This window comes from Pseudomonas sp. BF-R-30, from assembly GCF_019956175.1.
Lineage (GTDB): Bacteria > Pseudomonadota > Gammaproteobacteria > Pseudomonadales > Pseudomonadaceae > Aquipseudomonas > Aquipseudomonas jessenii.
In genome coordinates this window covers 15880-42208 of sequence record NZ_JAHBDE010000015.1, presented here as the reverse complement: position 1 = coordinate 42208, position 26329 = coordinate 15880, and the positions used below count along the sequence as shown (strand labels likewise).

Sequence of the window (26329 nt, the reverse complement as noted above, 5' to 3'; positions counted from 1 at the left end):
CAAGCTCGCTCCCACAGGGTTTGCGCTGTACCTGTGGGAGCGAGCTTGCTCGCGATGGCAATATCACAGACACCGAAAGCAGTCCGGAAGTGTCACATCATCAATTGCGCACCACTCAAACCTCGCGCAAACAACAAAACAATCACTGCCAATCACAGCAATAAAATCTCGATAAATACCCGCCCACGAGTATTCCTCTCAATTTTTTTCGACTGCTTGCCATCTTTCCCCCCCAAGGTTAGGGTTGAAGGCATGAAAACCTCTCACACCCTCATTCAGCTCCGCCAACACCGCAGCCTGTGCCTCGTCAGTGCACGACTGCCGGGCTGAATCGTGGTGCCTCGTCCCAAGCGTTAGTCCAAGAACTTTTGATCCACCGGCAGGCCGCCTTTTTTCGGCCAACACAATAAGGATTTCCTGATGAGCATGCTCAAAGACCCGTCTTCGAAATACCGCGCGTTCCCGACCATCGACATTCCGGACCGCACCTGGCCGTCGAAAACCATCACCGCCGCGCCGATCTGGTGCAGCTCCGACCTGCGCGACGGCAACCAGTCGCTGATCGAACCGATGGACGCCGTCAAGAAGCTGCGTTTCTGGAAAACCCTGGTGCAGGTCGGCGTGAAGGAAATCGAAGCGTCGTTCCCGGCCGCCTCGCAAACCGACTTCGACTTCGTCCGCACCCTGATCGAAGGCAACCACATCCCGGACGACACCACCATCCAGGTGCTGACCCAGGGCCGTGAAGACCTGATCGAGCGCACCTTCGAATCCCTGCGCGGCGCGAAGAAAGCCATCGTTCACCTGTACAACGCGACCTCCCCTTCCTTCCGCCGCATTGTCTTCAACCAGGACAAGGACGGGGTCAAGGCCATCGCCGTGAACGCCGCCAAGCTGTTCGTCAAATACGCGGCCATGCAGCCGGATACCGAGTGGACCTTCGAATACTCGCCGGAAACCTTCAGCGCCACCGAAATGGAGTTCGCCAAGGAAGTCTGCGACGCGGTGATCGAAGTCTGGAACCCGACGCCCGAGCACAAGATGATTCTCAACCTGCCGGCCACGGTGGAATGCGCGACGCCGAATATCTATGCCGACCAGATCGAATGGTTTGGCCGTCACATCAACCGTCGTGACAGCGTGATCATCAGCCTGCACACCCACAACGACCGTGGCACCGGCGTTGCCGCCACCGAACTGGGCCTGATGGCTGGCGCCGACCGTGTCGAAGGCTGCCTGTTCGGCAACGGCGAGCGTACCGGTAACGTCGACCTCGTGACCGTGGCGTTGAACCTCTACACCCAGGGCGTGAACCCTGAGCTGGACTTCTCCGACATCGACGGCGTACGCAAAGTCGTCGAAGAGTGCAACCAGATCCAGGTGCACCCGCGTCACCCGTACGTCGGCGACCTGGTGCATACCGCGTTCTCCGGCTCGCACCAGGATGCGATCCGCAAGGGCTTTGCCCAGCAGAAACCGGACGCACTGTGGGAAGTACCGTACCTGCCGATCGACCCGGCCGACATCGGCCGCAGCTACGAAGCGGTCATCCGCGTCAACAGCCAGTCGGGCAAGGGCGGTATCGCCTACCTGCTGGAACAGGAATACGGCATCAGCCTGCCGCGTCGCATGCAGATCGAGTTCAGCCAGGTCGTGCAGCGTGAAACCGACCGCCTGGGCCTGGAAATGACCGCCCAGCAGATCCACGCATTGCTGCACAGCGAGTACTTGCAGGCCAACACCCCGTACGCGCTGGTCAGCCATCGCCTGCAGGAAGAAAACGGTCACAGCGCCGTCGAAGTGGAAGTGGCCAGCCAAGGCCAGGGCGAGACTAACCTGCACTGGCGCGGCAAAGGCAACGGCGCCCTGGAGGCCCTGGTGGCCGGCTTGCCGGTACCGGTGGAAATCATGGATTACAACGAGCACGCCATCGGCGCTGGCACCAATGCCAAGGCTGCGGCCTACATTGAACTGCGTGTGAACGGCGAACGCGCGGTGCATGGCGTCGGCATCGACGAAAACATCACCACCGCCAGCTTCAAGGCCCTGTTCAGCGCACTGAACCGTTCGCTGAGCCAGCCGGAAGCGAAAGCGGCGTAAGCTGTCAGCCGAAAAGCAAAAGGCCCCGGGGTGTGAACCTCGGGGCCTTTTTGTTTGCCTGCAGATTTTTGTGGTGCCCGTCCCGGCCCCTTCGCGAGCAAGCCCGCTCCCACAGGGGACCGCATTCCAAATGTGGGAGCGGGCTTGCTCGCGAAGGGGCCAGATCAGGCAGCGAAAAAAATCAGGTGAACTCGAAGGTATCGGCATCCAGATTCGCCGGAAACCGCGTGCGATACGCCGCCAGCTCCGCCGCATCCAGCACCACCTTGAACACCCCGTCAGCCTCTCCGGCACTGAGCAGCGTCTCGCCCTGGAAATCCAGGACCTGGCTGTCACCGGTATACGCAAAACCTTTGCCATCCGTGCCAATACGGTTCACCGCCGCCACATAGCACAGGTTCTCGATCGCCCGCGCCGGCAGCAAGCGGTTCCAGTGCTGGCGCCGCGCACCGGGCCAGTTCGCGGTGTACAGCAGCAGGTCGGTGTCCTGGGCGTCACGGCTCCACGCCGGGAAGCGCAGGTCGTAGCAAATCAACGGCCGTACGCGCCAGCCCTTGAGCTCGAACTGCACCTGGCGCTCACCGGGGGTGTAGTGGTTATGCTCACCGGCCATGCGGAACAGATGACGCTTGTCGTAATGCCACACCTCGCCATCCGGGCGGGCCCACAACAGACGATTGCGATGACTGCCGTCGGCGGCCTGGACGATCACGCTACCGGTGATCACCGCATCAAGCCTCAAAGCCTGAGCCTGCAGCCATTTGCTGGTAGGCCCGTTTTCCGCTTCGGCGAGGGCTTCCGACTCCATGGAAAAACCGGTGGTGAACATCTCCGGCAGAATGATCAGGTCGGCGCCGCGAGCCTGCTCCAGCAACGGCTCGAAATGCTCAAGGTTGGCCTGGCGGTCGTGCCAGGCCAGGGACGTCTGGATCAGCGCAACGGTCAGTTTCGGCAATGCACTCAGATCACGCATAGTTTTTCCGCCGCTTCACGCAGGGTCTCCTCACGCTTGGCAAAGCACAGCCGCACCAGGCGCTGGCCGACCGGTGGCGTCTGGTAGAACACCGAGATCGGGATACTGGCCACGCCGTGCTCGCGAGTCATCCACAGGGCCATCTCGACGTCATTGAGGTCCGGGCGGATCTGCGAGTAATCGACCAACTGGAAATAGGTGCCGGTCACCCGGGTGAAACTGAAACGCGACGGCGCCAGCAGATCGCAGAACAGATCACGCTTGGCCTGATAGAAAGCAGGCAGCTCTTCGACGTGCTCGGGATGCTCGGCCATAAAATCGGCCAAGGCATATTGCAGCGGCGTCACACCACAGAAATTGACGTACTGGTGCACCTTGCGCAATTCCGCCGTCAGGGCCGGCGGTGCGATCACATAACCGGTTTTCCAGCCGGTGACGTGGTAGGTCTTGCCGAACGAACTGACGACGAATGCACGCTGATACAACTCCTCATGGGCCAGCACGCTAACGTGAGGCACGCCGTCATACACCAGGTGCTCGTAGACTTCGTCGCTGATCACATAGATATCGCGATCACGGATTAACGTCGCCAACTGGTCGAGTTCGTCACGGCTGATCAACGCACCGCTAGGGTTGTGCGGGGTGTTGAGAATGATCATCCGCGTGCGCGGGCTCAGTGCCTGAGCAAGCTTTTCGAAGTCGATACTGAAATCGTTCAGGCCCAGTTGCACATGCACGCAACGGCCGCCTGCCAGCTCCACCGAAGGTTCGTAGCTGTCGTATGCCGGGTCAAACACAATGACTTCGTCACCGCTGTGGATAACCGCCTGAATGGCACAGAAAATCGCCTCGGTCGCACCGGGGGTAACCGTCACTTCAGTATCCACATCCACCTGCACGCCATAACTGCGGGCGATCTTCGCCGCGATCTGCTGACGCAACACCGGCAGCCCGGTCATTGGCGAATACTGGTTATGGCCGCTGGCGATATGCCGGCCGACCGCATCGCACAGGGCCTGCGGGGCCGCGAAATCGGGAAAGCCCTGGGACAGATTGAGCGCGCCGGTCTGAGCCGCGAGCTGAGACATCTGAGTGAAGATAGTGATGCCGACATTCGGCAGCTTGCTGGTGATCATCGGTGGTTCCCTGCTCTACACCCGGCTCTACGGCGGCGCGGGGGAATCCGAGGATAGCCCAAACGGCAGGCATGAAAAAGGGCGCCATTGGCGCCCTTTCCATCCCACGGGAAAAACCTCGATCAGCGCTTGTCGCGACGCTTCTTGTCGGCCTTCTTGTGGTGCGACATCAAGCGACGCTTCTTGTTGACCTGACGGTCGGTGAGCGTGTTCTTGTTGCCTTCGTACGGGTTCTCGCCACCCTTGAACTCGATGCGGATCGGCGTACCGACCAGCTTCAGCACACGGCGGTAGGTGTTTTCCAGGTAACGCACGTAGGACTTCGGCACCTTCTCGATCTGGTTGCCGTGGATCACGATGATCGGCGGGTTCGCGCCACCAAGGTGAGCATAACGCAGCTTGATCCGGCGGCTGTTGACCATCGGCGGCTGGTGCTCGCTGACCGCGTCTTCCAGGATCTGGGTCAGGCGGCTGGTCGGCCAACGGGTAACCGCGGACTTGAACGAGTTCTGTACCGACGCGTAGAGGTTGCCCACGCCGGTGCCGTGCAGTGCCGAGATAAAGTGAATATCGGCAAACTCGACGAAAAACAGACGACGCTGCAACTCGATCTTGACGAAGTCGCGCTCGCTCGGCGTCATGCCGTCCCACTTGTTGATCGCGATGACCAATGCACGACCGGCCTCAAGGGCAAAGCCCAGCAGGTTGAGGTCGTGATCCACCACGCCTTCGCGGGCGTCCATCACGAAGATCACCACGTTGGCGTCTTTGATCGCTTGCAGGGTTTTGACCACGGAGAACTTTTCGACTTCTTCGTGGATCTTGCCGCGCTTGCGCACACCGGCGGTGTCGATCAGCGTGTACTTCTCGTCGTTACGCTCGAACGGGATGTAGATACTGTCGCGGGTGGTGCCGGGTTGGTCGTAGACGATTACCCGGTCTTCCCCGAGCATGCGGTTGACCAGGGTCGACTTGCCGACGTTCGGACGGCCGATGATGGCGATCTTGATCCCGTCTTTTTCGCTTGGGCCAGGAATGCGCTTGGCTTCCTCGCCTTCGGCTACATCTTCTTCCTCGCCTTCTTCCAGCTCGTCTTCGTCTTTCGGGAAGTCACTCAGTGCGATTTCCAGCAACTGGGTGATACCACGGCCGTGGGCACCGGCGATCGGGATCGCGTGGCCCATGCCCAACGGGGCGAATTCGGCGCGGGCCATTTCCGGGTCGATGTTGTCGACCTTGTTGGCCACCACATGGGAACGCTTGTTACGTTTGCGCAAATGCTCGGCGATCATCTGGTCGGCGGCGGTGAAGCCGGCCTTGGCATCTACCAGGAACAGAACGACATCCGCTTCTTCAATGGCCAGCAGCGACTGCTCGGCCATTTTTTCGTCCATACCGTGCTCGTCACCGGAGATACCGCCGGTGTCGATCAGAATGTAGGAACGCCCTTGCCACTTGGCCTCACCGTACTGGCGATCACGGGTCAGACCGGACAAGTCGCCGACGATGGCGTCACGAGTCCTGGTCAGGCGGTTGAACAAGGTGGACTTGCCGACGTTCGGTCGGCCCACCAGGGCGATTACGGGAACCATGCGGCTCTCCACTTCGTTATTTCAGAAAATACAAAAGCCGCTGCGAGGCAGCGGCTGGTGCTCGGGGCAATCACCGTGTGTTTTTTTGCAGGAGCGAGCTTGCTCGCGAAAAACGCAAAGACACCGCGTTTATCCAGATTGCCAACGTAATCGTTGACGTCCATCGCGAGCAAGCTCGCTCCTACACTCTTACAAACGGTGAAGCAGCCTGGGGGGTTAACCCCAAGCATAGTCAAACCTTTACTTAATGGTCAGGGCTTCCAGTTTGCCGCTGTTGCCATATACATAAATCGTGTCACCCACCACCAGCGGACGGGCACGCAGGCCGTCGCTGTCGATGCGCTCGCGGCCGACGAAACGACCGTCCACCTGACTCAGCAGGTGCAGGTAACCTTCCAGGTCACCGACTGCAACGTAGCTGGAGAACACTTCCGGAGCCGACAGTTGACGGCGGGCCAGCGAGTCGTTGCTCCACAAGGCTGTGGTGGAACGCTCGTCGACGCCTTCAACGGTGCCCGAAGACAGGGTCACATAAACGGTACCGAAACCCTGGGCGACACCGGCATAGCTGGAAGCATCACGCTGCCAGAGCTGACGGCCGCTTTGCAGGTCCAGAGCAGCAACGCGCCCCTGATAGCTGGCGACATACAGCGTCTCGCCCGACAGCAGCAAGCCACCGTCGATGTCGACCACGCGCTCCAGCTCCGAACGACCTTGCGGAATCGCTACGCGCTGTTCCCACACCGGTACGCCGTTGGAGATGTCCACGGCAACCACTTTACCGGTCGACAGGCCAGCCACCGCGAGGCGGTTGGTCACGATCGGCGCACTGGTGCCACGCAGGGTCAGTACCGCAGGCGTGCTGTCATAGATCCAGCGACGGTCACCGGTGGAGGCATCCAGGCCGATCAGACGATCGTCCTGGGTCTGAACCACCACGACGTCACCGTTGTTGGCTGGCGGCGCCAGTACTTCGCTGGACACGCGAGCGCGCCACTTTTCTTCACCGTTGATCGCGTCCAGGGCAACGATTTCACCCTTGATCGTACCAATGGTGACCAGACCGTAACCTACGCCAACGGCGCCGGAGACAGGCAGCTCGAGGTCTTTCTTCCATTTGACGTCGCCGGTGTTACGGTCCATCGCCATCAACACGCCAGTGACGTCGGCGGCATAGATGGTATCGCCATCGATGGCCGGAACCAGCATGTTGTAGGTTTCGCCCTGACCGTCACCGATCGAACGACTCCACTGCTTGTGCAGAACCACTTCTTCCTTGAAGTCGACCAGTTCGGCCGGAGGCAGTTCTTTTTTGCTGTTGCTGCTGCAACCCGCGGCCAAAATGGCCAGGGCCAGCAATGCTGCATGTTTCCAACGAATCACGTCACGCATCCCCTTTGGCCAGGTCGTCCAGCTTGATTTGCAGGCCACCGACCGCCGCTTCATCCGACAGTGCCGCCTTGGCTTTTTGATACGCCGCGCTCGCCTCGTCGGTACGACCCAGCTGCACCAGCAGGTCACCCTTGAGCTCTTCGCGAGTGGCCAGGAATGCCTTGTCGGCATCGCCTTCGAGCAGCTTCAGTGCTTCGTCGGCCTTGTTCTGCGCGCCGAGTACCTGGGCCAGACGCTGACGGGCGATTTCGCCCAGCGCCGGGTTGGCCGGTTTGGCGACAATGGCCTTGAGCTCGGTGACCGCGTCGTCCAGCTTGCCGCTGTCGACCGCTACCTTGGCCACGAACAGGCTGCCGTACTGCGCATAGGCGCTGCCGCCGAACTCGCTGTTGAGCTTGCCGGCCAGGTCCGAAACACGGGCCGCATCAGGCTTGCCGTCAGGCGTCAGCGTGGTTTCGAGCAATTGCTGATAGAGAATCGAGGCGCCTTGCGACTGATTGCTCTGATACTTCTGGAACGCCTGCCAGCCGAACACGATGACCAGCGCCAACAGGCCGCCAGTGACCAGGGGCTTACCGTTGCGTGACCACCATTCCTTCAATTCCATCAAATGTTCGTCTTCGGTACTCGACACCCCAATACTCCTTAATCGCTAATTCGGCTGTTTAGACAGCTTCAACCCTGCACGACGCAGGTGGCCAGGTGTGCTGCAAGCGCATCCCAGGCAATGCTTTGTTGTTCGCCCTGGCCACGCAGGGGTTTGAAACCTACCACTTGCTGGGCCATTTCGTCGTCACCGAGGATCAGCGCGTACAGCGCGCCGCTCTTGTCGGCCTTCTTGAACTGGCTTTTGAAACTGCCGGCGCCGGCATTCACTTGCAGGCGCAGGTTGGGCAACTGGTCACGCACGCGCTCTGCCAGGGTCAGGCCGGCCAGTTCGGCGGCTTCACCGAAGGCGCAGAGGTAGACGTCGACCTGACGGGAGATCTCTTGCGGGATCTGCTCCAGGGTTTCGAGCAACAGCACCAGGCGTTCGATGCCCATGGCAAAGCCAACGCCGGCGGTCGGCTTGCCGCCCATCTGCTCCACCAGACCGTCGTAGCGGCCACCGGCACACACGGTGCCCTGGGCGCCAAGTTTGTCGGTGACCCATTCGAAAACGGTCTTGCTGTAGTAGTCCAGCCCGCGAACCAGCTTCGGGTTGATCACATAAGGAATGCCGGCGGCGTCCAGACGAGCCTTGAGGCCCTCGAAATGCACGCGGGATTCTTCGTCGAGGTAGTCGGCCATTTTCGGCGCATCGACCAGAATCGCCTGCGTCTCGGCGTTCTTGGTGTCCAGGACCCGCAACGGGTTGGTCTTCAGGCGGCGCTGGCTGTCTTCGTCCAGCTTGTCCAGATGCCGGGACAGGAACTCGACCAGTGCTTCGCGATAACGACCGCGAGACTCGCTGGTGCCCAGGCTGTTGAGCTCAAGCTTGACCGCATCGCGGATGCCCAGCTCGCCCCACAGGCGCCAGGTCAGCACGATCAACTCGGCGTCGATGTCCGGACCGTCGAGGTTGAACACTTCGACACCGATCTGGTGGAACTGGCGATAACGGCCTTTTTGCGGGCGTTCGTGGCGGAACATCGGACCGATGTACCAGAGTTTCTGAACCTGGCCGCCGCCGGTGATGCCGTGTTCCAGCACCGCGCGCACACAGGCCGCCGTGCCTTCAGGACGCAGGGTCAGGGAGTCGCCGTTGCGGTCGTCGAAGGTGTACATCTCTTTTTCGACGATGTCGGTCACTTCACCGATGGAACGCTTGAACAGTTCGGTGAACTCGACGATCGGCATGCGGATCTGCTTGTAACCGTAGTTATCCAGCAGGCGCGAAACGGTGCCTTCGAAATGACGCCACAGGGGAGTCTGTTCGGGCAGGATGTCGTTCATGCCACGAATGGCTTGCAGAGACTTGCTCACTTAAATTCCTTAATTCGTTCGGCTCTTTTTAGCCAGGCTTAGCCGCGCGCAATAACGGCAGCGTCAGCTTCGACCTTTTCGGCCGCTTTCTGGCGGATCAAGCGCTCAAGCTCATCCACCAGATTGTCATTCGTCAGCTTCTGCGACGGCTTGCCGTCGATGTAAATCAGGTTCGGCGTGCCGCCGGTCAAGCCGATATGGGCTTCCTTGGCTTCGCCCGGGCCATTGACCACGCAACCGATCACCGCGACATCCAGCGGCACCAGCAAATCCTCGAGGCGCCCTTCCAGCTCGTTCATGGTCTTGACCACATCGAAGTTCTGCCGCGAGCAGCTCGGGCAGGCGATGAAGTTGATGCCACGGGAACGCAGGTGCAGGGATTTGAGAATGTCGTAGCCGACTTTCACTTCCTCGACCGGGTCGGCCGCCAACGAGATGCGGATAGTATCGCCAATCCCTTCGGCGAGCAGCATACCGAGGCCCACGGCAGATTTCACCGTGCCGGAACGCAATCCACCGGCTTCGGTGATGCCCAGGTGCAGCGGCTGGACGATTTCCTTGGCCAGCAAGCGGTAGGCTTCGACGGCCATGAACACATCGGAGGCTTTCACGCTGACCTTGAAGTCCTGGAAGTTCAGGCGCTCAAGGTGCTCGACGTGGCGCAAGGCAGACTCGACCAGCGCTGCCGGGGTCGGCTCGCCGTATTTCTTTTGCAGGTCTTTTTCCAGGGAACCGGCGTTCACGCCGATACGGATCGGGATCCCGCGGTCACGGGCGGCATCCACCACCGCACGCACGCGGTCTTCGCGACCGATGTTGCCCGGGTTGATCCGCAGGCAATCGACACCCAGTTCGGCTACGCGCAAAGCGATCCGGTAGTCGAAGTGAATGTCGGCAACCAAGGGTACTTTGACCAGCTGCTTGATCTTGCCGAAGGCTTCGGCGGCGTCCATGTCCGGTACGGAGACCCGCACGATATCGACGCCGGCCGCTTCCAGGCGATTGATCTGCGCGACGGTGGCCGCAACATCGTTGGTGTCGCTGTTGGTCATGCTCTGCACAGCGATAGGCGCATCGCCGCCAACAGGCACGTTACCGACCCAGATTTTGCGGGATTCGCGACGTTTGATTGGAGATTCGCCGTGCATGACTTATTGACCCAACTTCAGGCGAGCAGTCTCGCCACTGGTGAACGGAGCGACATCAACCGGCTGGCCGTTGTAGCTGACCTGAGCGCCACGGGCAAAGCCCAGACGCACGGCAAACGGTGGTTTGCCATTGACCGCCAGGCTGTCGCCTTTGCGTTTGAGACCGCTGAACAGCACCTTGCCGTTACCGTCGGTCACTTGTGTCCAGCAATCGGAGGTGAACTGCACCTGAACCTGGCCTTGACCAGCCACCGGCGCGGCTGCCGCTGGAGCCGGAGCCACAGGGGCTACCGGTGCAGTCGCCACCGGGGCCGGGACGGCAGGAGCTGCCGGAGCCGGAGCTGCCGGGGTCACCGGCGCTGCGACAACGGGCGCGGTGTGCGCGGGTGCGGCTGGCGTGGTCGGCGCTACCGGGGCGGCTGGCGCAGTCGCCTGAGCCTGCTCTGGTGCTTCAGCCGGAGCGTCGGCCTGTGGCAGCGCGAGGGCGGTTACGCCTTCGCTCTGACCTTCTACGACGGCCTGGTCTTCCGGCTCGTCCAGCGGGTGAATCTGTGTCGTACCGTCGGCGCCTTCGACTTCTACGTGCTCTGGTGCCAGACCGATCAGGTCCTTGGTGCGCATCGAGGTCTGATCCTGCCACCAGACGAAACCGCCACCGATCACCGCGACCAGCAACAGCAGGCTGACGATTCGCAAAATGGTGTGGGAAACCCGGACCGGCTCTTCAATACGGCCCAGGCTGTGAACATTGCTGCCCTGGGAGTCGGTACCGGTGGATTGATCGAATTGCTGGACCAGAACGGCCTGGTCCATGCCGAGCAACTTGGCATAGGCGCGAATGTAACCACGGGCAAAAGTATGCCCGGGCAGCTTGTCGAAGGCGCCGGCTTCCAGATTGCTCAGGGAAGTGGTGGTGAGGTTGAGCTTGAGGGCCACTTCGGCCAGCGACCAGCCATTGCTTTCGCGGGCCTGGCGCAAAGTCTCACCGGGGTTTACGCGATTCGCTGCTACAACTTCGGGATGCGCCGCTTTCATCATTGCTCCGACAGGTATTGCTGATATTCCGGCGTACCGGGATAGAGTCTTTTTAGTTGCAGGCCTGCACTTGCGGCCTTGTCGCGGTCTTCGAACACTTTTGCCAGCCGAATGCCGAGCAATAGACTACGTGCATTTTGCTCGGAGAGCTGGCTAAAACGGTCGTAATAGTCACGCGCAGGCACATAATGCCTGTCTTCGTAAGACAACTCAGCCATTTCCAGCAATGCACGTGGTTGTTGGCGGTTCAGGCGCAGGGCTTTTTCCAGTTGCTGCCGGGCCAGATCGCGCTGACCGAGCATCGCTGCGGTCATGCCCAGGTTCTCGAACACCCGCGAACGCTCAGGATACAGGGTATCGGCAGCGGCCTGCTCAAAGCGCTCGTAGGCTTCGTTGTAACGCTTCTGCTCGAACAGGAAACTGCCGTAGTTATTGAGGATTCGTGCATCGCCGGGACGGGAAGCCAGCGCCTTGCGAAAATGCTCGTCGGCAAGTTCCGGTTCCATCTCGGCCTGGAACACCAGCCCCAGCGCCGCGTTGGCATCAGGGTCGGAGCCATCCAGCTCCAATGCTTTCTTCAACGGAACCTTGGCGCGCTCGGTCATGCCTTGTTGCAAATACCCGATACCGAGTTGCACATAGGCCTCACGCGCTTCATCACGGCCCTTGCTGGTCTTCATCGGGTTGTAATCACCCGAAAGCACGCAGCCAGCACACAGGCTGGCCAACAGCAACAGCAGCGCAAAGCGCAGGGACATAGAGATCCTCTCTTGGTTATTTCGCGGCGTCTTGCGCTACATCGTTGTCGGCGTTGAGTTCACGCACGGCGATATAACGTTCGCTGCGACGGGTGCGATCCAGCACCTGCCCTACCAGTTGACCACAGGCCGCATCGATGTCTTCACCACGGGTGGTGCGGACGGTGACGTTGAAACCGGCATGATGAAGCTGATCCTGGAAACGACGAATGGCGTTGTTGCTCGGGCGCTCGTAACCGGAGTGCGGGAACGGGTTGAACGGGATCAGATTGATCTTGCACGGGATGTTCTTGAGCAGCTCGATCATCTCCACGGCGTGCTCGACCTTGTCGTTGATATCTTTGAGCAAGGTGTACTCGATGGTCAGCACGCGCTTTTCGCCGAGATTCGACATGTAGCGCTGGCACGACTCGAGGAGCATCTTAAGCGGATACTTCTTGTTGATCGGCACCAATTGGTTACGCAATGCGTCATTCGGTGCGTGCAGGGACAACGCCAGGGAGACGTCGATGTGCTTGGAGAGCTCATCGATCATCGGCACCACGCCGGAGGTCGACAGGGTCACACGGCGCTTGGAAATGCCGTAGCCCAGGTCGTCCATCATCAAATGCATGGCCGCGACGACGTTGTCGAAGTTCAGCAGCGGCTCACCCATGCCCATCATCACCACGTTGGTGATGGCACGGTCGACGGTTGCCGGGACGCTGCCAAAGGATTTGTTGGCAATCCACACCTGCCCGATGACTTCGGCGGCGGTGAGGTTGCTGTTGAAGCCTTGCTTGCCGGTGGAGCAGAAACTGCAATCCAGGGCACAGCCTGCCTGGGACGAAACGCACAAGGTGCCGCGCTTGCCCTGGGGAATGTAAACGGTCTCGACGCAGCTGCCGGACGCCACGCGCACCACCCACTTGCGGGTGCCGTCGCTGGAGATGTCCTCGCTGACCACTTCCGGACCACGGACCTCGGCAACAGTCTTGAGCTTTTCGCGCAAGGCCTTGCTGACGTTCGTCATGGCATCGAAATCATCGACACCAAAGTGGTGAATCCATTTCATTACCTGACCGGCACGGAAACGCTTCTCCCCGATTGAGTCGAAGAATTTTTCCATTTCCAGCTGGGTCAGACCCAGCAGGTTAGTTTTTACAGTCGATGTAGTCATGGATTCACCTTCACTCTTAAGCCAATGCTTAGCGAGTGGTTACTTCAGTAGCTGCGAAGAAGTACGAGATTTCGCGAGCGGCAGCGGCTTCGGAGTCCGAACCGTGTACGGCGTTGGCGTCGATGGAATCAGCGAAGTCAGCACGGATGGTGCCGGCAGCAGCTTCTTTAGGGTTGGTAGCGCCCATCAGCTCACGGTTCAGAGCGATAGCGTTTTCGCCTTCCAGAACCTGAACGACAACCGGACCGGAGATCATGAAAGCAACCAGGTCGTTGAAGAAACCACGAGCGCTGTGCTCAGCGTAGAAGCCTTCAGCTTCGGCTTTGGACAGTTGCTTCAGTTTCGAAGCTACAACGCGCAGGCCAGCTTTTTCGAAACGAGTGGTGATCTCGCCGATAACGTTTTTAGCAACGGCGTCAGGCTTGATGATGGAGAAAGTACGTTGAACAGCCATGGTGTAACTCCAGAAACGGTAATTTACGAAAAATTAAACCCGCGAATTATACGCGGGTTCTCGGGTATTGCCTAACCTGCTCGACAGACTCAGTCTGCCTCTTCGATCCAGGCGGCCTGAATGGCTTCAAGCACTTTCTCGCCGCCGCGGGTCGGATCATCGCTGAACTCCGGCAATGCCAGCACCCATTGGTGCAGATCGACGAAGTTCACGTAACGCGGGTCCACCTCAGGCTTGCTTTCAGCCAACTGGATCGCGATTTCCAGTACATCAACCCATTTCAGACTCATTTCAGATCCTTGAATCAGTGCGGTGCTTCGGCCGCATGGTTGAGCGAATACTTCGGAATCTCGACGGTCAGGTCTTCGGTACCGACCTTGGCCTGGCACCCCAGACGGGACTCGCGCTCAAGACCCCAAGCCTTATCAAGGTAGTCCTCTTCCAGCTCGTCAGCCTCTTCCAGCGAGTCAAAACCCTCGCGGATGATGCAGTGGCAAGTGGTGCAGGCACAAACGCCACCACAGGCACTTTCCATCTCGATGTGGTGCTCGTGGGCCAGTTCGAGGATGGAAATACCCGTCTCAGCCTCAACAACCATGCCTTCGGGGCAAAACTTCTCGTGTGGCAGAAAAATGACCTGCGGCATCGTTATTCCTCAATCTCATTCAGGTTGCGCCCCGCCAGCGCGGCTTTCACCGTCGAGTCCAGGCGGCGGGCAGCAAAGGCGTCGGTCACTTGCGACAGACGCTTGGTCTGCTGCTCGATGGCGTAACCATCGGTACCTTTCATCAGTTCGGTCAGTTCCTGCACCTGCAGGTCGATGACCATGCGCTCGTCGGCGTCGAGCAGTCGGTCGCCGTCGGCCTCCAGGGCAGCCTGCACCGCTTCGATCAGGCGCTGGGCATCGACCTGCTGCTCACGCAGTACGCGGGCAACCTTGTCATCGTTGGCGTGCTGGAACGAATCCTTGAGCATCTTGGCGATTTCGCCGTCGGTCAGACCGTAGGACGGCTTGACCTGGATGCTGGCTTCGACGCCCGAACCCAGTTCGCGGGCGGACACACTGAGCAAGCCATCGGCATCGACCTGGAAGGTCACGCGAATCTTCGCTGCGCCGGCCACCATCGCTGGAATGCCACGCAATTCAAAGCGCGCCAGGGAGCGGCAATCGCTGATCAGCTCGCGCTCGCCCTGCAATACGTGGATGGCCATGGCCGACTGGCCGTCTTTGTAAGTAGTGAAGTCCTGGGCACGAGCGACGGGGATGGTGGTGTTGCGTGGAATCACCTTCTCCATCAGGCCACCCATGGTTTCCAACCCCAGGGACAACGGAATCACGTCGAGCAGCAGCAGTTCATCGCCATCGCGCTTGTTGCCGGCCAGGGTATCGGCCTGGATCGCGGCACCGATGGCCACCACTTGATCCGGATCGATTTCAGTCAGCGGCTGGCGACCGAAGGCTTCGGCGACAGCTTCACGAACGCGAGGCACGCGAGTCGAACCACCGACCATGACCACGGCATGCACGTCTTCCAGCTCGACACCGGAATCACGCACCGCGCGGCGGCAGGCCTTCAGGCTTCGCGCGACCATCGGCTCGATCAACGCATCAAAGGCTTCACGGGTCAGTTCGGCTTTCCAGGCGCCATGCGCCACTTCGACCGACGAGGCACTGGTCAGCGCTTCTTTGGCGGCACAGGATGTCTGCAGCAGTTGACGCTGCGCGCCCGGATCAAGGTCGGCCGACAAACCGGCGCCCTCAATGATCCAGCCAGCAATCGCGTGGTCGAAGTCATCGCCACCCAGGGCGCTGTCGCCGCCGGTGGCCAACACTTCGAAGACACCGCCGGTCAGGCGCAGAATCGAAATATCGAAGGTGCCGCCGCCCAGGTCGTAAATCGCGACCAGGCCTTCGGCGTGCTGGTCCAGACCGTAAGCCACGGCTGCCGCGGTCGGCTCATTGAGCAAGCGCAACACGTTCAGACCGGCCAGCTTGGCCGCGTCCTTGGTGGCTTGACGCTGAGCGTCGTCGAAATAGGCCGGAACGGTGATCACCGCACCCACCAGCTCACCGCCCAGGGTCGCTTCAGCACGCTGACGCAGGACCTTGAGGATGTCGGCGGAGACTTCCACCGGGCTTTTCGGGCCCTGGATCGTCTCGATGAACGGCATGTGCGATTCGCCACCGACAAAGCGGTACGGCAGTTGATCGCCCAATTGCTTGACGTCGGACAGACCACGACCCATCAAGCGCTTGACCGACAGCACGGTGTTCAAAGGATCGGTGGCGGCGGCCAGCTTGGCGGATTCGCCAACTTCGACGCGATCGGCGTGGTAGCGCACGGCAGACGGCAGGATGACCCGCCCTTCTGCGTCAGCCAGAGGCTCGGAAAGTCCACTGCGCAATGCAGCGACCAGCGAATTGGTAGTGCCCAAGTCGATCCCCACAGCCAGACGACGCTGGTGCGGTTGAGGACTTTGGCCGGGTTCGGCGATCTGCAGTAGGGCCATCGTTATCAGGACTTATCTGTATATCAGGCGTGCGACCGGAGCGGCACTGGGTTAATCGTCGAGGCGCTCTTCTAACTGGCGCACTTCGTAGGTGAGCTTGTCGAGGAACTGCATGCGCCGCATCAGGCGTTCGGCCCGTTCACGGTGCGCGGCATCGTTCCAGCAAGCTGCGAAGCTTTGGTTCAGTTCATCCTGGGCAGCCTTGAGCCGGCGCTTGAAGACGGCAACGCCATTCAGGTCGGCGCTGTCCTGCAGGTCTTCGAGCTCTTCGCGCAGCTCCATCTGCTGCAGCAGAAACTCCGGATCATGCACCGTGACCTCCAGCGGCAGCTCGCCACCATTCAAGGCGAGCAGGTAACGCGCGCGCTTGGGTGGACTCTTGAGCGTCTGGTAGGCCTCGTTGAGGCTCGCGGATTGTTCCAGCGCCAACCGCTGCTCGCGCTCGGAAGCGTCAGCAAAGCGGTCCGGATGAACGCCGCGCGCCAACTCACGGTAGCGCGTAGCCAGCTGATCGAGGTCCAGATCGAAACTCGGTTGCAGCTCAAATAAAGCGAAATGACAAGGAGTACCCACGACAAGCCTCAGATGTTGAAGCTTTCGCCGCAGCCACATTCACCGCGTACGTTGGGGTTGTTGAACTTGAAGCCTTCGTTCAACCCTTCCTTGACGAAATCGAGCTCGGTGCCGTCCAGGTAGGCCAGGCTCTTCGGGTCGATGATCACTTTCTCGCCGTGACTCTCGAACACCTGGTCCTCTGCAACCACCTCGTCGACAAACTCCAGCACGTAGGCAAGGCCGGAACAGCCTGTGGTGCGAACACCCAGACGAATCCCTTCACCTTTGCCGCGCCCGTCGAGGGAGCGCCGCACGTGTCGAGCAGCCGCTTCTGTCATGCTGATAGCCATCGGTGACTCCTTACTCGTCGCCAAAACTCGAAAATCAGATCAAGCCTTTCTTCTGCTTGTAGTCGCGAACAGCCGCCTTGATGGCATCTTCAGCGAGTACCGAGCAGTGGATTTTCACTGGCGGCAGGGCCAGTTCTTCAGCCAGCTGGGTATTCTTGATGGTTTCCGCTTCATCCAGGGTCTTGCCCTTCATCCACTCGGTGGCGAGGGAGCTGGAAGCGATAGCCGAACCGCAGCCGTAAGTCTTGAACTTGGCATCTTCGATGATGCCGGCTTCGTTGACCTTGATCTGCAGGCGCATCACGTCGCCGCACGCCGGAGCGCCGACCATGCCGGTGCCGACATCAGGATCTTCCGCGTCCATCTTGCCGACGTTGCGCGGGTTTTCGTAGTGGTCGATGACCTTTTCGCTGTAAGCCATGATTCTCAATCCTCACTCATCAGGGCCGCTCTTGAGACCCTGTAGTTACGCTGCGTGGACCGCCGCGCTGCTACAGGACCCGTATCCGGCGGCTTCTTTGTTTAGTGTGCCGCCCACTCGATCTTCGAGATATCGACGCCGTCTTTGTACATGTCCCACAGCGGCGACAGAGCGCGCAGCTTGGTAACGGCCTCGCAGACTTTCTGCGCGGCGTAATCGATTTCTTCTTCGGTGGTGAAACGGCCGAAGGTGAAGCGGATCGAGCTGTGTGCCAGTTCGTCGTTGCGGCCCAGGGCGCGCAGTACGTACGAAGGCTCAAGGGACGCCGAGGTGCAGGCCGAACCGGACGAAACCGCCAGATCCTTGAGCGCCATGATCAGCGACTCGCCTTCAACGTAGTTGAAGCTCAGGTTCAGGTTGTGCGGAACGCGGGCGGTCATGCTGCCGTTGACGTACAGCTCTTCCAGGTGCTCGACCTGCTTGTAGAAACGGTCGCTCAACGCCTTGATGCGCGCGTTCTCGGCAGCCATGTCTTCCTTGGCTACGCGGAAAGCTTCACCCATGCCGACGATCTGGTGGGTCGCCAGGGTGCCGGAACGCATGCCGCGCTCGTGACCGCCGCCGTGCATGGTCGCTTCGATGCGCACGCGTGGCTTGCGGCTCACGTACAGCGCGCCGATACCTTTAGGACCGTAGGTCTTGTGGGCAGAGAACGACATCATGTCGACTTTCAGCTTCTGCAGGTCGATCTCGACCTTGCCGGTGGACTGAGCGGCGTCGACGTGGAACAGGATGCCCTTGGAACGGAGCAGTTCGCCGATCGCCGCGATGTCGTTGACGGTGCCGATTTCGTTGTTCACGTGCATGACCGAAACCAGGATGGTGTCGTCGCGCAGTTCGGCTTCGATCATCTCCGGGGTCACCAGGCCATCGGTACGAGGCTCGATGTAGGTCACTTCGAAGCCTTCACGCTCCAGTTGGCGCATGGTGTCCAGGACAGCCTTGTGCTCAATCTTGGTGGTGATCAGGTGCTTGCCCTTGGTGGCATAGAAATGTGCCGCACCCTTGATTGCCAGGTTGTCGGATTCGGTGGCACCGGAGGTCCAGACGATTTCACGCGGGTCGGCGTTGACCAGGTCAGCGACCTGACGACGAGCGTTTTCAACGGACTCTTCAGCTTTCCAGCCGAACACGTGGGAACGGGACGCCGGGTTACCGAAGTTTCCGTCGACCAGCAGGCATTCACTCATTTTTTGCGCAACACGCGGATCAACCGGGGTGGTCGCAGAGTAATCAAGGTAAATCGGCAATTTCATGGACTATCTCCTAAATCAGGCTGGCTGGCGTGCCGCTAGCTCTTTGGCTGTCATTCGACGGCGGACGCTTCAATCTTGTCCAGGCGTGGCGCCTTGCTGTTGCAACGGCGCTGGTCCTGACGCTGGGCTACTTCTTGCACCTCACGGCGAGTCACAAGGTCAGCCAAGCTGATACCGCTCAGAAATTCGTGAATTTGCAGGCTCAGATCACACCACAAGTGGTGGGTCAGACAGGTGTCGCCTTGATGGCAATCACCCTGGCCCTGGCATTTGGTTGCATCGACCGATTCGTTCACCGCATCGATCACCTGGGCGACCTGGATGCCCTGCATGTCGCGGGACAATTGGTAGCCACCACCCGGACCGCGCACGCTGGACACCAGATTGCTGCGGCGCAGCTTGGCGAAAAGCTGTTCGAGGTAGGACAGGGAGATGCCTTGGCGCTCGGAGATATCAGCCAGGGACACGGGCCCGTGCTGCGCGTGCAACGCCAGATCAAGCATGGCGGTCACGGCATATCGGCCTTTTGTAGTCAGTCGCATGGACAATTACCACGGAGTTCGGAATGAGGCGAGTATGCAATTCCCGAGTATTTAAGTCAACTATAAGACCTAGTACTTTAGTCAGGTTTACCCGCAAAAGAGCGGCAGCATCATAGCAAAGGCCGGCCATATACAGCCAGCAGTACCGCGTTATCGTTCATCGCGAGCAAGCTCGCTCCCACACTGGACCGCGTCAGCCTGTACAACTTGATCACCTGTGGGAGCGAGCTTGCTCGCGATGAGTTCGACTCGGTTTAGCTGGCCTGACTCTGATCCTTGTCCTTCACACAGGCGAAATCTTCTTCGCGCAGCTCAGGCAGATCTTTCGCACAGTAATTGCTGCCCAGATCCTTCAACGCCCCGCACATCCCCTCCAGACGACCATCGACCGCCTGCAGGTGATCGAGCAGCTGACCAATGGCACGCGCCACCGGGTCAGGCATGTCTTCGCTGAGGCCGTAGGCATCAAAACCGATCTTCTCGGCCATGGCCTTGCGCTTGGCGTCCTGCTCGACATCGGACTTGACGATGATCCGCCCCGGAATGCCCACCACAGTGGCACCCGGCGGCACTTCCTTGGTCACGACAGCGTTGGAACCCACCTTGGCACCGGCACCAACCGTGAACGGGCCGAGCACCTTCGCGCCCGCCCCGACCACGACGCCATCACCCAGCGTCGGGTGACGCTTGCCCTTGTTCCAGCTGGTGCCGCCCAGGGTCACGCCCTGATAAATAGTGACGTCATCGCCGATCTCGGCGGTTTCACCGATGACGATGCCCATGCCATGGTCAATGAAAAAACGACGACCGACCTTGGCCCCCGGATGGATCTCGATCCCGGTCAACCAGCGGCCGAAGTTCGACACCAGCCGCGCCAGCCATTTCAGGTCCGCGCGCCACAGCATCGCCGACAAACGGTGGATCCAGATGGCGTGCATGCCCGGATAGCAAGTCAGGACTTCAAAAGCGTTACGCGCCGCCGGGTCTCGGTGGAATACGCTCTGGATATCTTCACGCAAACGCTCGAACATCATTAATCCTTCCGCTTAAGGAGCTCACCACGGGCCGCTTTTTGGGTTTCCGTGAGGATGCCACGCAAAATATTCATTTCCGCCCGGCTGACCGAGCTGCGTCCGTACAACCGGCGCAGGCGCGCCATCAAGTGCCGTGGCTTTTCCGGATCGAGGAATTCGATGGCCACCAGGGTCTGCTCCAGGTGCTCATAGAATCGCTCCAGTTCGTCCATGGTCGCCAGCTCAGCGCTTTTGACCGAGGCCACTTCTTCCTTCTCGACCTTGCTCGGCTGACCTTGGGCCGCCAGCCAGGACATGCGCACTTCATAACCCAACACCTGCACCGCCGCCCCAAGGTTCAGCGAACTGAACTCAGGGTCTGATGGAATGTGCACGTGATAATGACATCGCTGCAGCTCTTCGTTGGTCAGGCCGGAATCTTCACGACCGAACACCAGAGCGATTTCCGCACCCTGCCCCGCTTCCTCGACCACCTTCGTTCCGCATTCGCGGGGATCGAGCAGCGGCCAGGGAATGCGCCGGTCGCGAGCACTGGTACCAAGCACCAGGTTGCAGCCGACCAAGGCATCTTCCAAGGTGGCGACGACTTGCGCGTTTTCAAGGATGTCCCCGGCACCGGAGGCACGGGCATCGGCCTCGTGATGCGGGAACACACGAGGCTCGACCAGCACCAGCCGCGACAGCCCCATGTTCTTCATGGCACGCGCAGCCCCGCCGATATTGCCCGGATGGCTGGTATTGACCAGGACGACACGAATGTTTTGCAGCAAGGGAGGCGCTCTCGAACACAATAATCGGGAGCCGAATCTTACAGCTGAACCTACCGTTAAGCCATGAAAGCGAACGTCGTCCTTCTCCTGTAGAAACTTTCTGATAGAATGCCCGGCTTTCTTTAACAACCTTAGGTGACACATCCATGCAGCCCATGCTGAATATCGCGCTGCGCGCCGCCCGCAGCGCCAGTGAATTGATCTTCCGCTCCATCGAGCGCCTGGATACCATCAAGGTCGACGAAAAAGACGCCAAGGATTACGTATCCGAGGTGGATCGCGCCGCCGAACAGAAAATCATCGACGCCCTGCGCAAGGCGTACCCGAATCACTCGATCCTGGGTGAAGAGACCGGCATGCACGCCGGCACCGGCATCGAAGGCGAAGAGTACCTGTGGATCATCGATCCGCTGGACGGCACCACCAACTTCCTGCGCGGCATTCCTCACTTCGCTGTCAGCATCGCCTGCAAATACCGCGGTCGTCTTGAGCATGCTGTTGTTCTGGACCCGGTTCGCCAGGAAGAATTCACCGCCAGCCGTGGTCGCGGCGCTCAACTGAACGGTCGTCGCCTGCGCGTCAGCGGTCGCACCAGCCTCGACGGCGCCCTGCTGGGTACCGGCTTCCCGTTCCGTGACGACCAGATGGACAACCTCGACAACTACCTGGGCATGTTCCGCGCCCTGGTTGGTCAGACCGCCGGCATCCGCCGCGCCGGCTCTGCAAGCCTGGACCTGGCCTACGTGGCCGCCGGCCGCTTCGACGCCTTCTGGGAGTCGGGCCTGTCCGAATGGGACATGGCGGCAGGCGCCCTGCTGATCCAGGAAGCTGGCGGCCTGGTGAGCGACTTCACCGGCGGTCACGACTTCCTTGAAAAAGGCCACGTCGTTGCCGGCAACACCAAATGCTTCAAGGCAGTCCTGACGGCCATCCAGCCGCACCTGCCAGCCTCGCTGAAGCGCTAAGCTTCCAGCGACAGAAAAAGCACCCCACGGGGTGCTTTTTTTATGCCTGGAATTTGCCCCCTCAAACACCGCAAATCCAAATGTGGGAGCGGGCTTGCTCGCGAAGAGGCCGTGTCAGTCAATTGAGATGGCGACTGACACACCGCCTTCGCGAGCAAGCCCGCTCCCACAAGGGATTGCGGTGGCGCATAGATCGCGGGCACAAAAAAAGCACCCCGCAGGGTGCTTCTTTTTTAATCCAGCATCAGCAGATCAGTGAGCCGTCTGATTCTCCGACAAGATCAACTTGCCTTCCTTATCCACCGGAATCTGGTTGCCTGGATCACGATCCATGCGCACCTTGCCTTCCTTGCCGTCCAGCGAATAACGCACGTCGTAACCTACAACCTTGTCACTGATGTCGTTAACCGTGTTACAGCGGGTCTGGGTGGTGGTGTAGGTGTCACGCTCCTGCATGCCTTCCTGCACCTTGTTACCGGCGTAACCGCCACCGACAGCACCTGCGACCGTGGCGATCTTCTTACCGCTGCCGCCACCGATCTGGTTACCCAGCAAACCACCTGCCAATGCACCGACCACCGTACCGGCGATCTGATGTTGATCTTTCACCGGCGCCTGCCGGGTGACCGCTACATCCTTGCACACTTCACGTGGAGTCTTGATTTGTGTCTTGACCGGCTCAACGGCGAGTACTTGTGCGAACTCCGGGCCGCTTTTAACCAGGCTGTAGGTGGCCACAGCACCCCCGGCAGTCACACCGACAGCACCCAGTACAGCACCAACCAGCATCGACTTGTTCACATGAACCTCCTGGACCATCACATGCGGGATAAACCCGCGCTTCTCCCAGCCTTGGAGCATAAAAAAAGGCGCGAGTTCAACTCGCGCCTTTTTCGGACTACATCGCTGAAAGAAGCTTCCTTCAAGGACGGTCGTCGACTTCCTTCTCGGTATTGGCCGGAGGAATCAGGTCTTCCGTGCTCAGGTTCAGCCAGATCAGCACCACGTTCGCGATGTAGATCGACGAGTAAGTACCCGCCAGAACACCGATGAACAGGGCGATGGAGAAGCCGAACAGGTTGTCGCCACCGAAGAACAGCAGGGCCGCGATCGCCAGCAAGGTGGAGATCGAAGTCGCCATGGTCCGCAGCAGGGTTTGCGTGGTCGAGATGTTGATGTTCTCGATCAGGTTGGCCTTGCGCAGTACCCGGAAGTTCTCACGAACCCGGTCGAATACCACGATGGTGTCGTTGAGCGAGTAACCGATGATCGCCAGTACCGCCGCCAGCACCGTCAGGTCGAAGGTGATCTGGAAGAACGACAGGATACCGATGGTCACGATCACGTCGTGGATCAGGGAAACGATCGCACCGACCGCAAACTTCCACTGAAAGCGGAACGCCAGGTAGATCAGGATGCCGCCCAGCGCCATCAGCATGCCGAGGCCGCCCTGGTCGCGCAGCTCTTCACCCACCTGCGGGCCGACGAACTCGACGCGCTTGACCGTCGCCGGGTTCTCGCCGCCCACCTTCTGCAAGGCTTCGGCCACCTGGTGACCCAGTTGCGGGTCTTCGCCAGGCATGCGCACCAGCAGGTCGGTGGTTGCACCGAAGTTCTGCACGATGGCTTCGTGATAACCCGCGGTCACCAGCTGCTCACGCACCTTGGTGACGTCGGCCGGACGCTCGTAGGTCAGCTCGATGAGCGTACCGCCGGTGAAGTCCAGGCCCCAGTTCATGCCCTTGGTGGCGACGCTGAACAAGGCCAGCACCGTAAGGAACAATGTGACGCCGAACGCAAAGTTGCGAACGCCCATGAAGTTGATTGTACGTAACATGGCAGCCCCTTAAATCCACAACTTCTTGAAGTCACGACCGCCGAAGATCAGGTTGACCATCGCGCGGGTCACCATGATGGCCGTGAACATCGAGGTAAAGATCCCGAGGGACATGGTCACTGCGAAGCCCTTGACCGGGCCGGTGCCCATGGCAAAGAGGATGCCGCCGACCAACAGTGTTGTCAGGTTGGCGTCGAGAATCGCGGTGAATGCCCGGCCGAAGCCTTCGTTGATTGCACGCTGCACGGTCATGCCGGCGGCGATCTCTTCACGGATCCGCGAAAAGATCAGCACGTTGGCGTCGACCGCCATACCCATGGTCAACACGATACCGGCGATACCCGGCAGGGTCAGCGTTGCACCCAGCAGAGACATCAAGGCCAGCAGCATCACCATGTTCACCGTCAGCGCGACAGTGGCGATGATGCCGAAGAAGCGGTAGATGGCGATGATGAACAGCGAGACGAACAGCATGCCCCACAGCGATGCATCGATACCCTTGGTGATGTTGTCGGCACCCAGGCTTGGACCGATGGTGCGTTCTTCAGCGAAGTACATCGGAGCGGCCAGACCACCGGCACGCAGCAGCAGCGCCAGTTCGGACGACTCGCCCTGGCCGTTCAGGCCAGTGATGCGGAACTGAGCACCCAGCGGCGACTGAATGGTCGCCAGGCTGATGATCTTCTTCTCTTCCTTGAAGGTCTGAACCGGCACGTCTTTCTCGACGCCGTTGACCACCTGCTTGGTGTAAGTGGTAACCGGACGCTGCTCGATGAAGATCACCGCCATGCTGCGACCGACGTTCGAACGGGTCGCACGGCTCATCAGCTCGCCGCCGTGGCCATCCAGACGGATATTCACTTCTGGCCTGCCGTGCTCGTCGAAGCCAGCCTTGGCGTCGGTTACCTGGTCACCGGTGATGATCAGGCCACGCTCGATCAGCGCAGGAGGACGGTTGCCCTCACGGAACTCGAAGGATTCGGAAGTGGCTTTCGAAGCACCCGGCTCAGCGGCCAGACGGAACTCGAGGTTGGCCGTCTTGCCGAGGATACGCTTGGCTTCGGCGGTGTCCTGCACGCCCGGCAGCTCAACCACGATGCGGTTGGCGCCCTGACGCTGGACGATCGGTTCGGCAACACCCAGCTCGTTGACGCGGTTACGTACCGTGGTCAAGTTCTGCTTGATGGAGTATTCACGGATTTCCGCCAGCTTGGCCGGGGTCATCGCCAGACGCAGCACCGGTTGACCATTGAGGTCGGCCGGAACAATGTCGAAATCGTTGAAGTTCTTGCGGATCAGCGTACGGGCCTGTTCGCGGGCTGCTTCATCAGTGAAGCCCAGCTGAATGGCACCGCCCAGTTGCGGCAGACTGCGATAGCGCAGCTTCTCTTTACGCAGCAGGCTCTTGACGTCGCCTTCGTAGACTTTCAGGCGCGCGTCGAGGGCTTTGTCCATGTCCACTTCCAGCAGGAAGTGCACACCACCGGACAAGTCCAGACCCAGCTTCATCGGGTGCGCAGCGAGGTTGCGCAGCCATTGCGGGGTGGTTTGTGCCAGGTTCAGCGCGACGACGTAGTCATCACCCAATGCCTTGCGCACGACGTCCTTGGCCGGCAGCTGGTCTTCAGCCTTGGTCAGGCGAATCAGACCGCCCTTGCCGCCCTCTGCCAGCGTGGCAGCCTTGACGTTGATCCCGGATTCCTTGAGCGCAGCGCTCACGCGATCCAGATCAGCCTGATTGACCTGCAGTGCAGTACTTGCACCGCTGACCTGAATGGCCGGGTCATCAGGATAAAGATTGGGAGCGGAATAAATCAGACCGACCGCCAGCACCGCCAGGATCAGAATGTATTTCCACAGAGGATATTTGTTCAGCATCACGCCGCCCGTTTATGACGCGGGGCGCCTTGCGCGCCCCGTCGATTGAAAATGAAGTTGAAACTTAGATCGCTTTGAGCGTGCCTTTTGGCAGCGTGGCGGCGATGGCGCCTTTCTGGAACTTCATTTCGACGGTGTCGGAAACTTCCAGAACGACGAAATCGTCGGCCACTTTAGTGATCTTGCCGGCGATGCCGCCGGTGGTCACAACTTCGTCGCCTTTCTGCAGGCTGCTCAGCAGGTTTTTCTGCTCTTTGGCGCGTTTGGCCTGTGGACGCCAGATCATCAGGTAGAAGATGACCAGGAAGCCGACCAGGAAAATCCACTCGAAACCGCCGCCCATAGGGGCTGCCGCAGGTGCAGCAGCGTCTGCCATGGCATTAGAGATAAAAAAGCTCATTTAGCACTCCAGTTGCAAATATTGAATCTTGGGGTCAG

Annotated in this window: 28 protein-coding genes; 2 read left to right on the top strand and 26 right to left on the bottom strand. The window is 60.0% G+C overall.

Annotated elements, in window-relative coordinates; all coding sequences use genetic code 11:
- Positions 1-420 precede the first annotated feature (420 nt).
- A complete protein-coding gene (gene leuA, locus KGB20_RS10380) occupies positions 421-2100 on the top strand; it encodes a 2-isopropylmalate synthase (RefSeq protein ID WP_057716291.1) in 1680 nt (559 codons plus the stop codon).
- A 181-nt stretch (positions 2101-2281) separates the two neighbouring features.
- Here the strand turns inward: leuA and KGB20_RS10375 are convergent, their stop codons facing one another.
- From KGB20_RS10375 to trmJ, 22 genes are all read right to left on the bottom strand, one after another.
- The gene (locus KGB20_RS10375; protein WP_150813627.1) at positions 2282-3073 is read right to left on the bottom strand and encodes an amidohydrolase; all 792 of its coding nucleotides are present in this window, start codon (positions 3071-3073) and stop codon (positions 2282-2284) included.
- Positions 3061-4209, bottom strand: a complete 1149-nt coding sequence (locus KGB20_RS10370) for a pyridoxal phosphate-dependent aminotransferase (RefSeq protein WP_150813626.1) — start codon at positions 4207-4209, stop codon at positions 3061-3063. The genes KGB20_RS10375 and KGB20_RS10370 overlap by 13 nt, the downstream gene beginning before the upstream one ends.
- A 122-nt stretch (positions 4210-4331) precedes the next feature.
- Positions 4332-5801, bottom strand: a complete 1470-nt coding sequence (gene der, locus KGB20_RS10365) for a ribosome biogenesis GTPase Der (protein ID WP_057716294.1) — start codon at positions 5799-5801, stop codon at positions 4332-4334.
- A complete protein-coding gene (locus KGB20_RS10360; RefSeq protein WP_157858934.1) occupies positions 5789-5965 on the bottom strand; it encodes a hypothetical protein in 177 nt (58 codons plus the stop codon). Before KGB20_RS10360 ends, der begins: the two co-directional genes overlap by 13 nt.
- A 76-nt stretch (positions 5966-6041) precedes the next feature.
- A complete protein-coding gene (gene bamB, locus KGB20_RS10355; RefSeq protein WP_057716296.1) occupies positions 6042-7193 on the bottom strand; it encodes an outer membrane protein assembly factor BamB in 1152 nt (383 codons plus the stop codon).
- On the bottom strand, positions 7186-7827 hold the full coding sequence (locus tag KGB20_RS10350) for a tetratricopeptide repeat protein (protein WP_057716297.1): 642 nt from the start codon (positions 7825-7827) through the stop codon (positions 7186-7188). The genes bamB and KGB20_RS10350 overlap by 8 nt, the downstream gene beginning before the upstream one ends.
- Positions 7828-7868: 41 nt before the next feature.
- A complete protein-coding gene (gene hisS, locus KGB20_RS10345) occupies positions 7869-9158 on the bottom strand; it encodes a histidine--tRNA ligase (protein ID WP_008053247.1) in 1290 nt (429 codons plus the stop codon).
- A gap of 38 nt (positions 9159-9196) precedes the next feature.
- Positions 9197-10306, bottom strand: a complete 1110-nt coding sequence (gene ispG / locus KGB20_RS10340; protein WP_003185136.1) for a flavodoxin-dependent (E)-4-hydroxy-3-methylbut-2-enyl-diphosphate synthase — start codon at positions 10304-10306, stop codon at positions 9197-9199.
- 3 nt (positions 10307-10309) lie between these two features.
- Entirely contained in the window at positions 10310-11341 is a 1032-nt protein-coding gene (locus KGB20_RS10335) for a helix-turn-helix domain-containing protein (protein WP_223473586.1), read from the bottom strand.
- Positions 11341-12099 carry a type IV pilus biogenesis/stability protein PilW gene (gene pilW / locus KGB20_RS10330; protein ID WP_154947367.1) on the bottom strand — a complete coding sequence of 253 codons (759 nt, stop codon included), beginning with the start codon at positions 12097-12099 and terminating at the stop codon, positions 11341-11343. The genes KGB20_RS10335 and pilW overlap by 1 nt, the downstream gene beginning before the upstream one ends.
- A gap of 16 nt (positions 12100-12115) precedes the next feature.
- Entirely contained in the window at positions 12116-13258 is a 1143-nt protein-coding gene (gene rlmN, locus KGB20_RS10325; RefSeq protein WP_150813624.1) for a 23S rRNA (adenine(2503)-C(2))-methyltransferase RlmN, read from the bottom strand.
- Positions 13259-13286: 28 nt separating this feature from the next.
- Positions 13287-13712: a nucleoside-diphosphate kinase gene (ndk, locus tag KGB20_RS10320; protein ID WP_007903599.1), complete on the bottom strand. Its 426-nt coding sequence runs from the start codon at positions 13710-13712 to the stop codon at positions 13287-13289.
- 89 nt (positions 13713-13801) lie between these two features.
- The gene (gene iscX, locus KGB20_RS10315; RefSeq protein ID WP_008070969.1) at positions 13802-14002 is read right to left on the bottom strand and encodes a Fe-S cluster assembly protein IscX; all 201 of its coding nucleotides are present in this window, start codon (positions 14000-14002) and stop codon (positions 13802-13804) included.
- 14 nt (positions 14003-14016) lie between these two features.
- A complete protein-coding gene (fdx, locus tag KGB20_RS10310; RefSeq protein ID WP_007998670.1) occupies positions 14017-14358 on the bottom strand; it encodes an ISC system 2Fe-2S type ferredoxin in 342 nt (113 codons plus the stop codon).
- A gap of 2 nt (positions 14359-14360) precedes the next feature.
- Positions 14361-16223: a Fe-S protein assembly chaperone HscA gene (gene hscA / locus KGB20_RS10305; RefSeq protein WP_154947366.1), complete on the bottom strand. Its 1863-nt coding sequence runs from the start codon at positions 16221-16223 to the stop codon at positions 14361-14363.
- Positions 16224-16274: 51 nt separating this feature from the next.
- A complete protein-coding gene (gene hscB, locus KGB20_RS10300; protein WP_057716302.1) occupies positions 16275-16796 on the bottom strand; it encodes a co-chaperone HscB in 522 nt (173 codons plus the stop codon).
- 8 nt (positions 16797-16804) lie between these two features.
- Positions 16805-17128, bottom strand: a complete 324-nt coding sequence (gene iscA, locus KGB20_RS10295; RefSeq protein ID WP_003227904.1) for an iron-sulfur cluster assembly protein IscA — start codon at positions 17126-17128, stop codon at positions 16805-16807.
- Positions 17129-17162: 34 nt separating this feature from the next.
- Entirely contained in the window at positions 17163-17549 is a 387-nt protein-coding gene (gene iscU / locus KGB20_RS10290) for a Fe-S cluster assembly scaffold IscU (protein ID WP_028620148.1), read from the bottom strand.
- A gap of 101 nt (positions 17550-17650) precedes the next feature.
- On the bottom strand, positions 17651-18865 hold the full coding sequence (locus KGB20_RS10285; protein ID WP_057716303.1) for an IscS subfamily cysteine desulfurase: 1215 nt from the start codon (positions 18863-18865) through the stop codon (positions 17651-17653).
- Positions 18866-18915: 50 nt separating this feature from the next.
- Complete coding sequence (gene iscR / locus KGB20_RS10280; RefSeq protein WP_007903581.1) at positions 18916-19407, bottom strand: Fe-S cluster assembly transcriptional regulator IscR; 492 nt, start codon at positions 19405-19407, stop codon at positions 18916-18918.
- A 254-nt stretch (positions 19408-19661) separates the two neighbouring features.
- Positions 19662-20438: a serine O-acetyltransferase gene (gene cysE, locus KGB20_RS10275; protein WP_102670196.1), complete on the bottom strand. Its 777-nt coding sequence runs from the start codon at positions 20436-20438 to the stop codon at positions 19662-19664.
- 2 nt (positions 20439-20440) lie between these two features.
- Positions 20441-21211 (bottom strand): tRNA (cytosine(32)/uridine(32)-2'-O)-methyltransferase TrmJ, encoded by a 771-nt coding sequence (trmJ, locus tag KGB20_RS10270; RefSeq protein WP_008053257.1) that lies wholly within the window; start codon positions 21209-21211, stop codon positions 20441-20443.
- A gap of 146 nt (positions 21212-21357) precedes the next feature.
- On the opposite strand from trmJ, the gene suhB reads away from it, so the two are divergent.
- The gene (gene suhB / locus KGB20_RS10265; protein ID WP_008053258.1) at positions 21358-22176 is read left to right on the top strand and encodes an inositol-phosphate phosphatase; all 819 of its coding nucleotides are present in this window, start codon (positions 21358-21360) and stop codon (positions 22174-22176) included.
- Between the two features lie 252 nt (positions 22177-22428).
- Here the strand turns inward: suhB and KGB20_RS10260 are convergent, their stop codons facing one another.
- The 4 genes from KGB20_RS10260 to yajC all read right to left on the bottom strand — a co-directional run bounded on the left by KGB20_RS10260 (position 22429) and on the right by yajC (position 26291).
- Positions 22429-22977 carry a glycine zipper 2TM domain-containing protein gene (locus KGB20_RS10260; RefSeq protein ID WP_057716304.1) on the bottom strand — a complete coding sequence of 183 codons (549 nt, stop codon included), beginning with the start codon at positions 22975-22977 and terminating at the stop codon, positions 22429-22431.
- 121 nt (positions 22978-23098) lie between these two features.
- The gene (secF, locus tag KGB20_RS10255) at positions 23099-24013 is read right to left on the bottom strand and encodes a protein translocase subunit SecF (RefSeq protein ID WP_056855158.1); all 915 of its coding nucleotides are present in this window, start codon (positions 24011-24013) and stop codon (positions 23099-23101) included.
- A gap of 9 nt (positions 24014-24022) precedes the next feature.
- Positions 24023-25891 carry a protein translocase subunit SecD gene (secD, locus tag KGB20_RS10250; RefSeq protein ID WP_057716306.1) on the bottom strand — a complete coding sequence of 623 codons (1869 nt, stop codon included), beginning with the start codon at positions 25889-25891 and terminating at the stop codon, positions 24023-24025.
- A 64-nt stretch (positions 25892-25955) separates the two neighbouring features.
- Entirely contained in the window at positions 25956-26291 is a 336-nt protein-coding gene (yajC, locus tag KGB20_RS10245; RefSeq protein ID WP_007956696.1) for a preprotein translocase subunit YajC, read from the bottom strand.
- Positions 26292-26329: the final 38 nt, after the last annotated feature.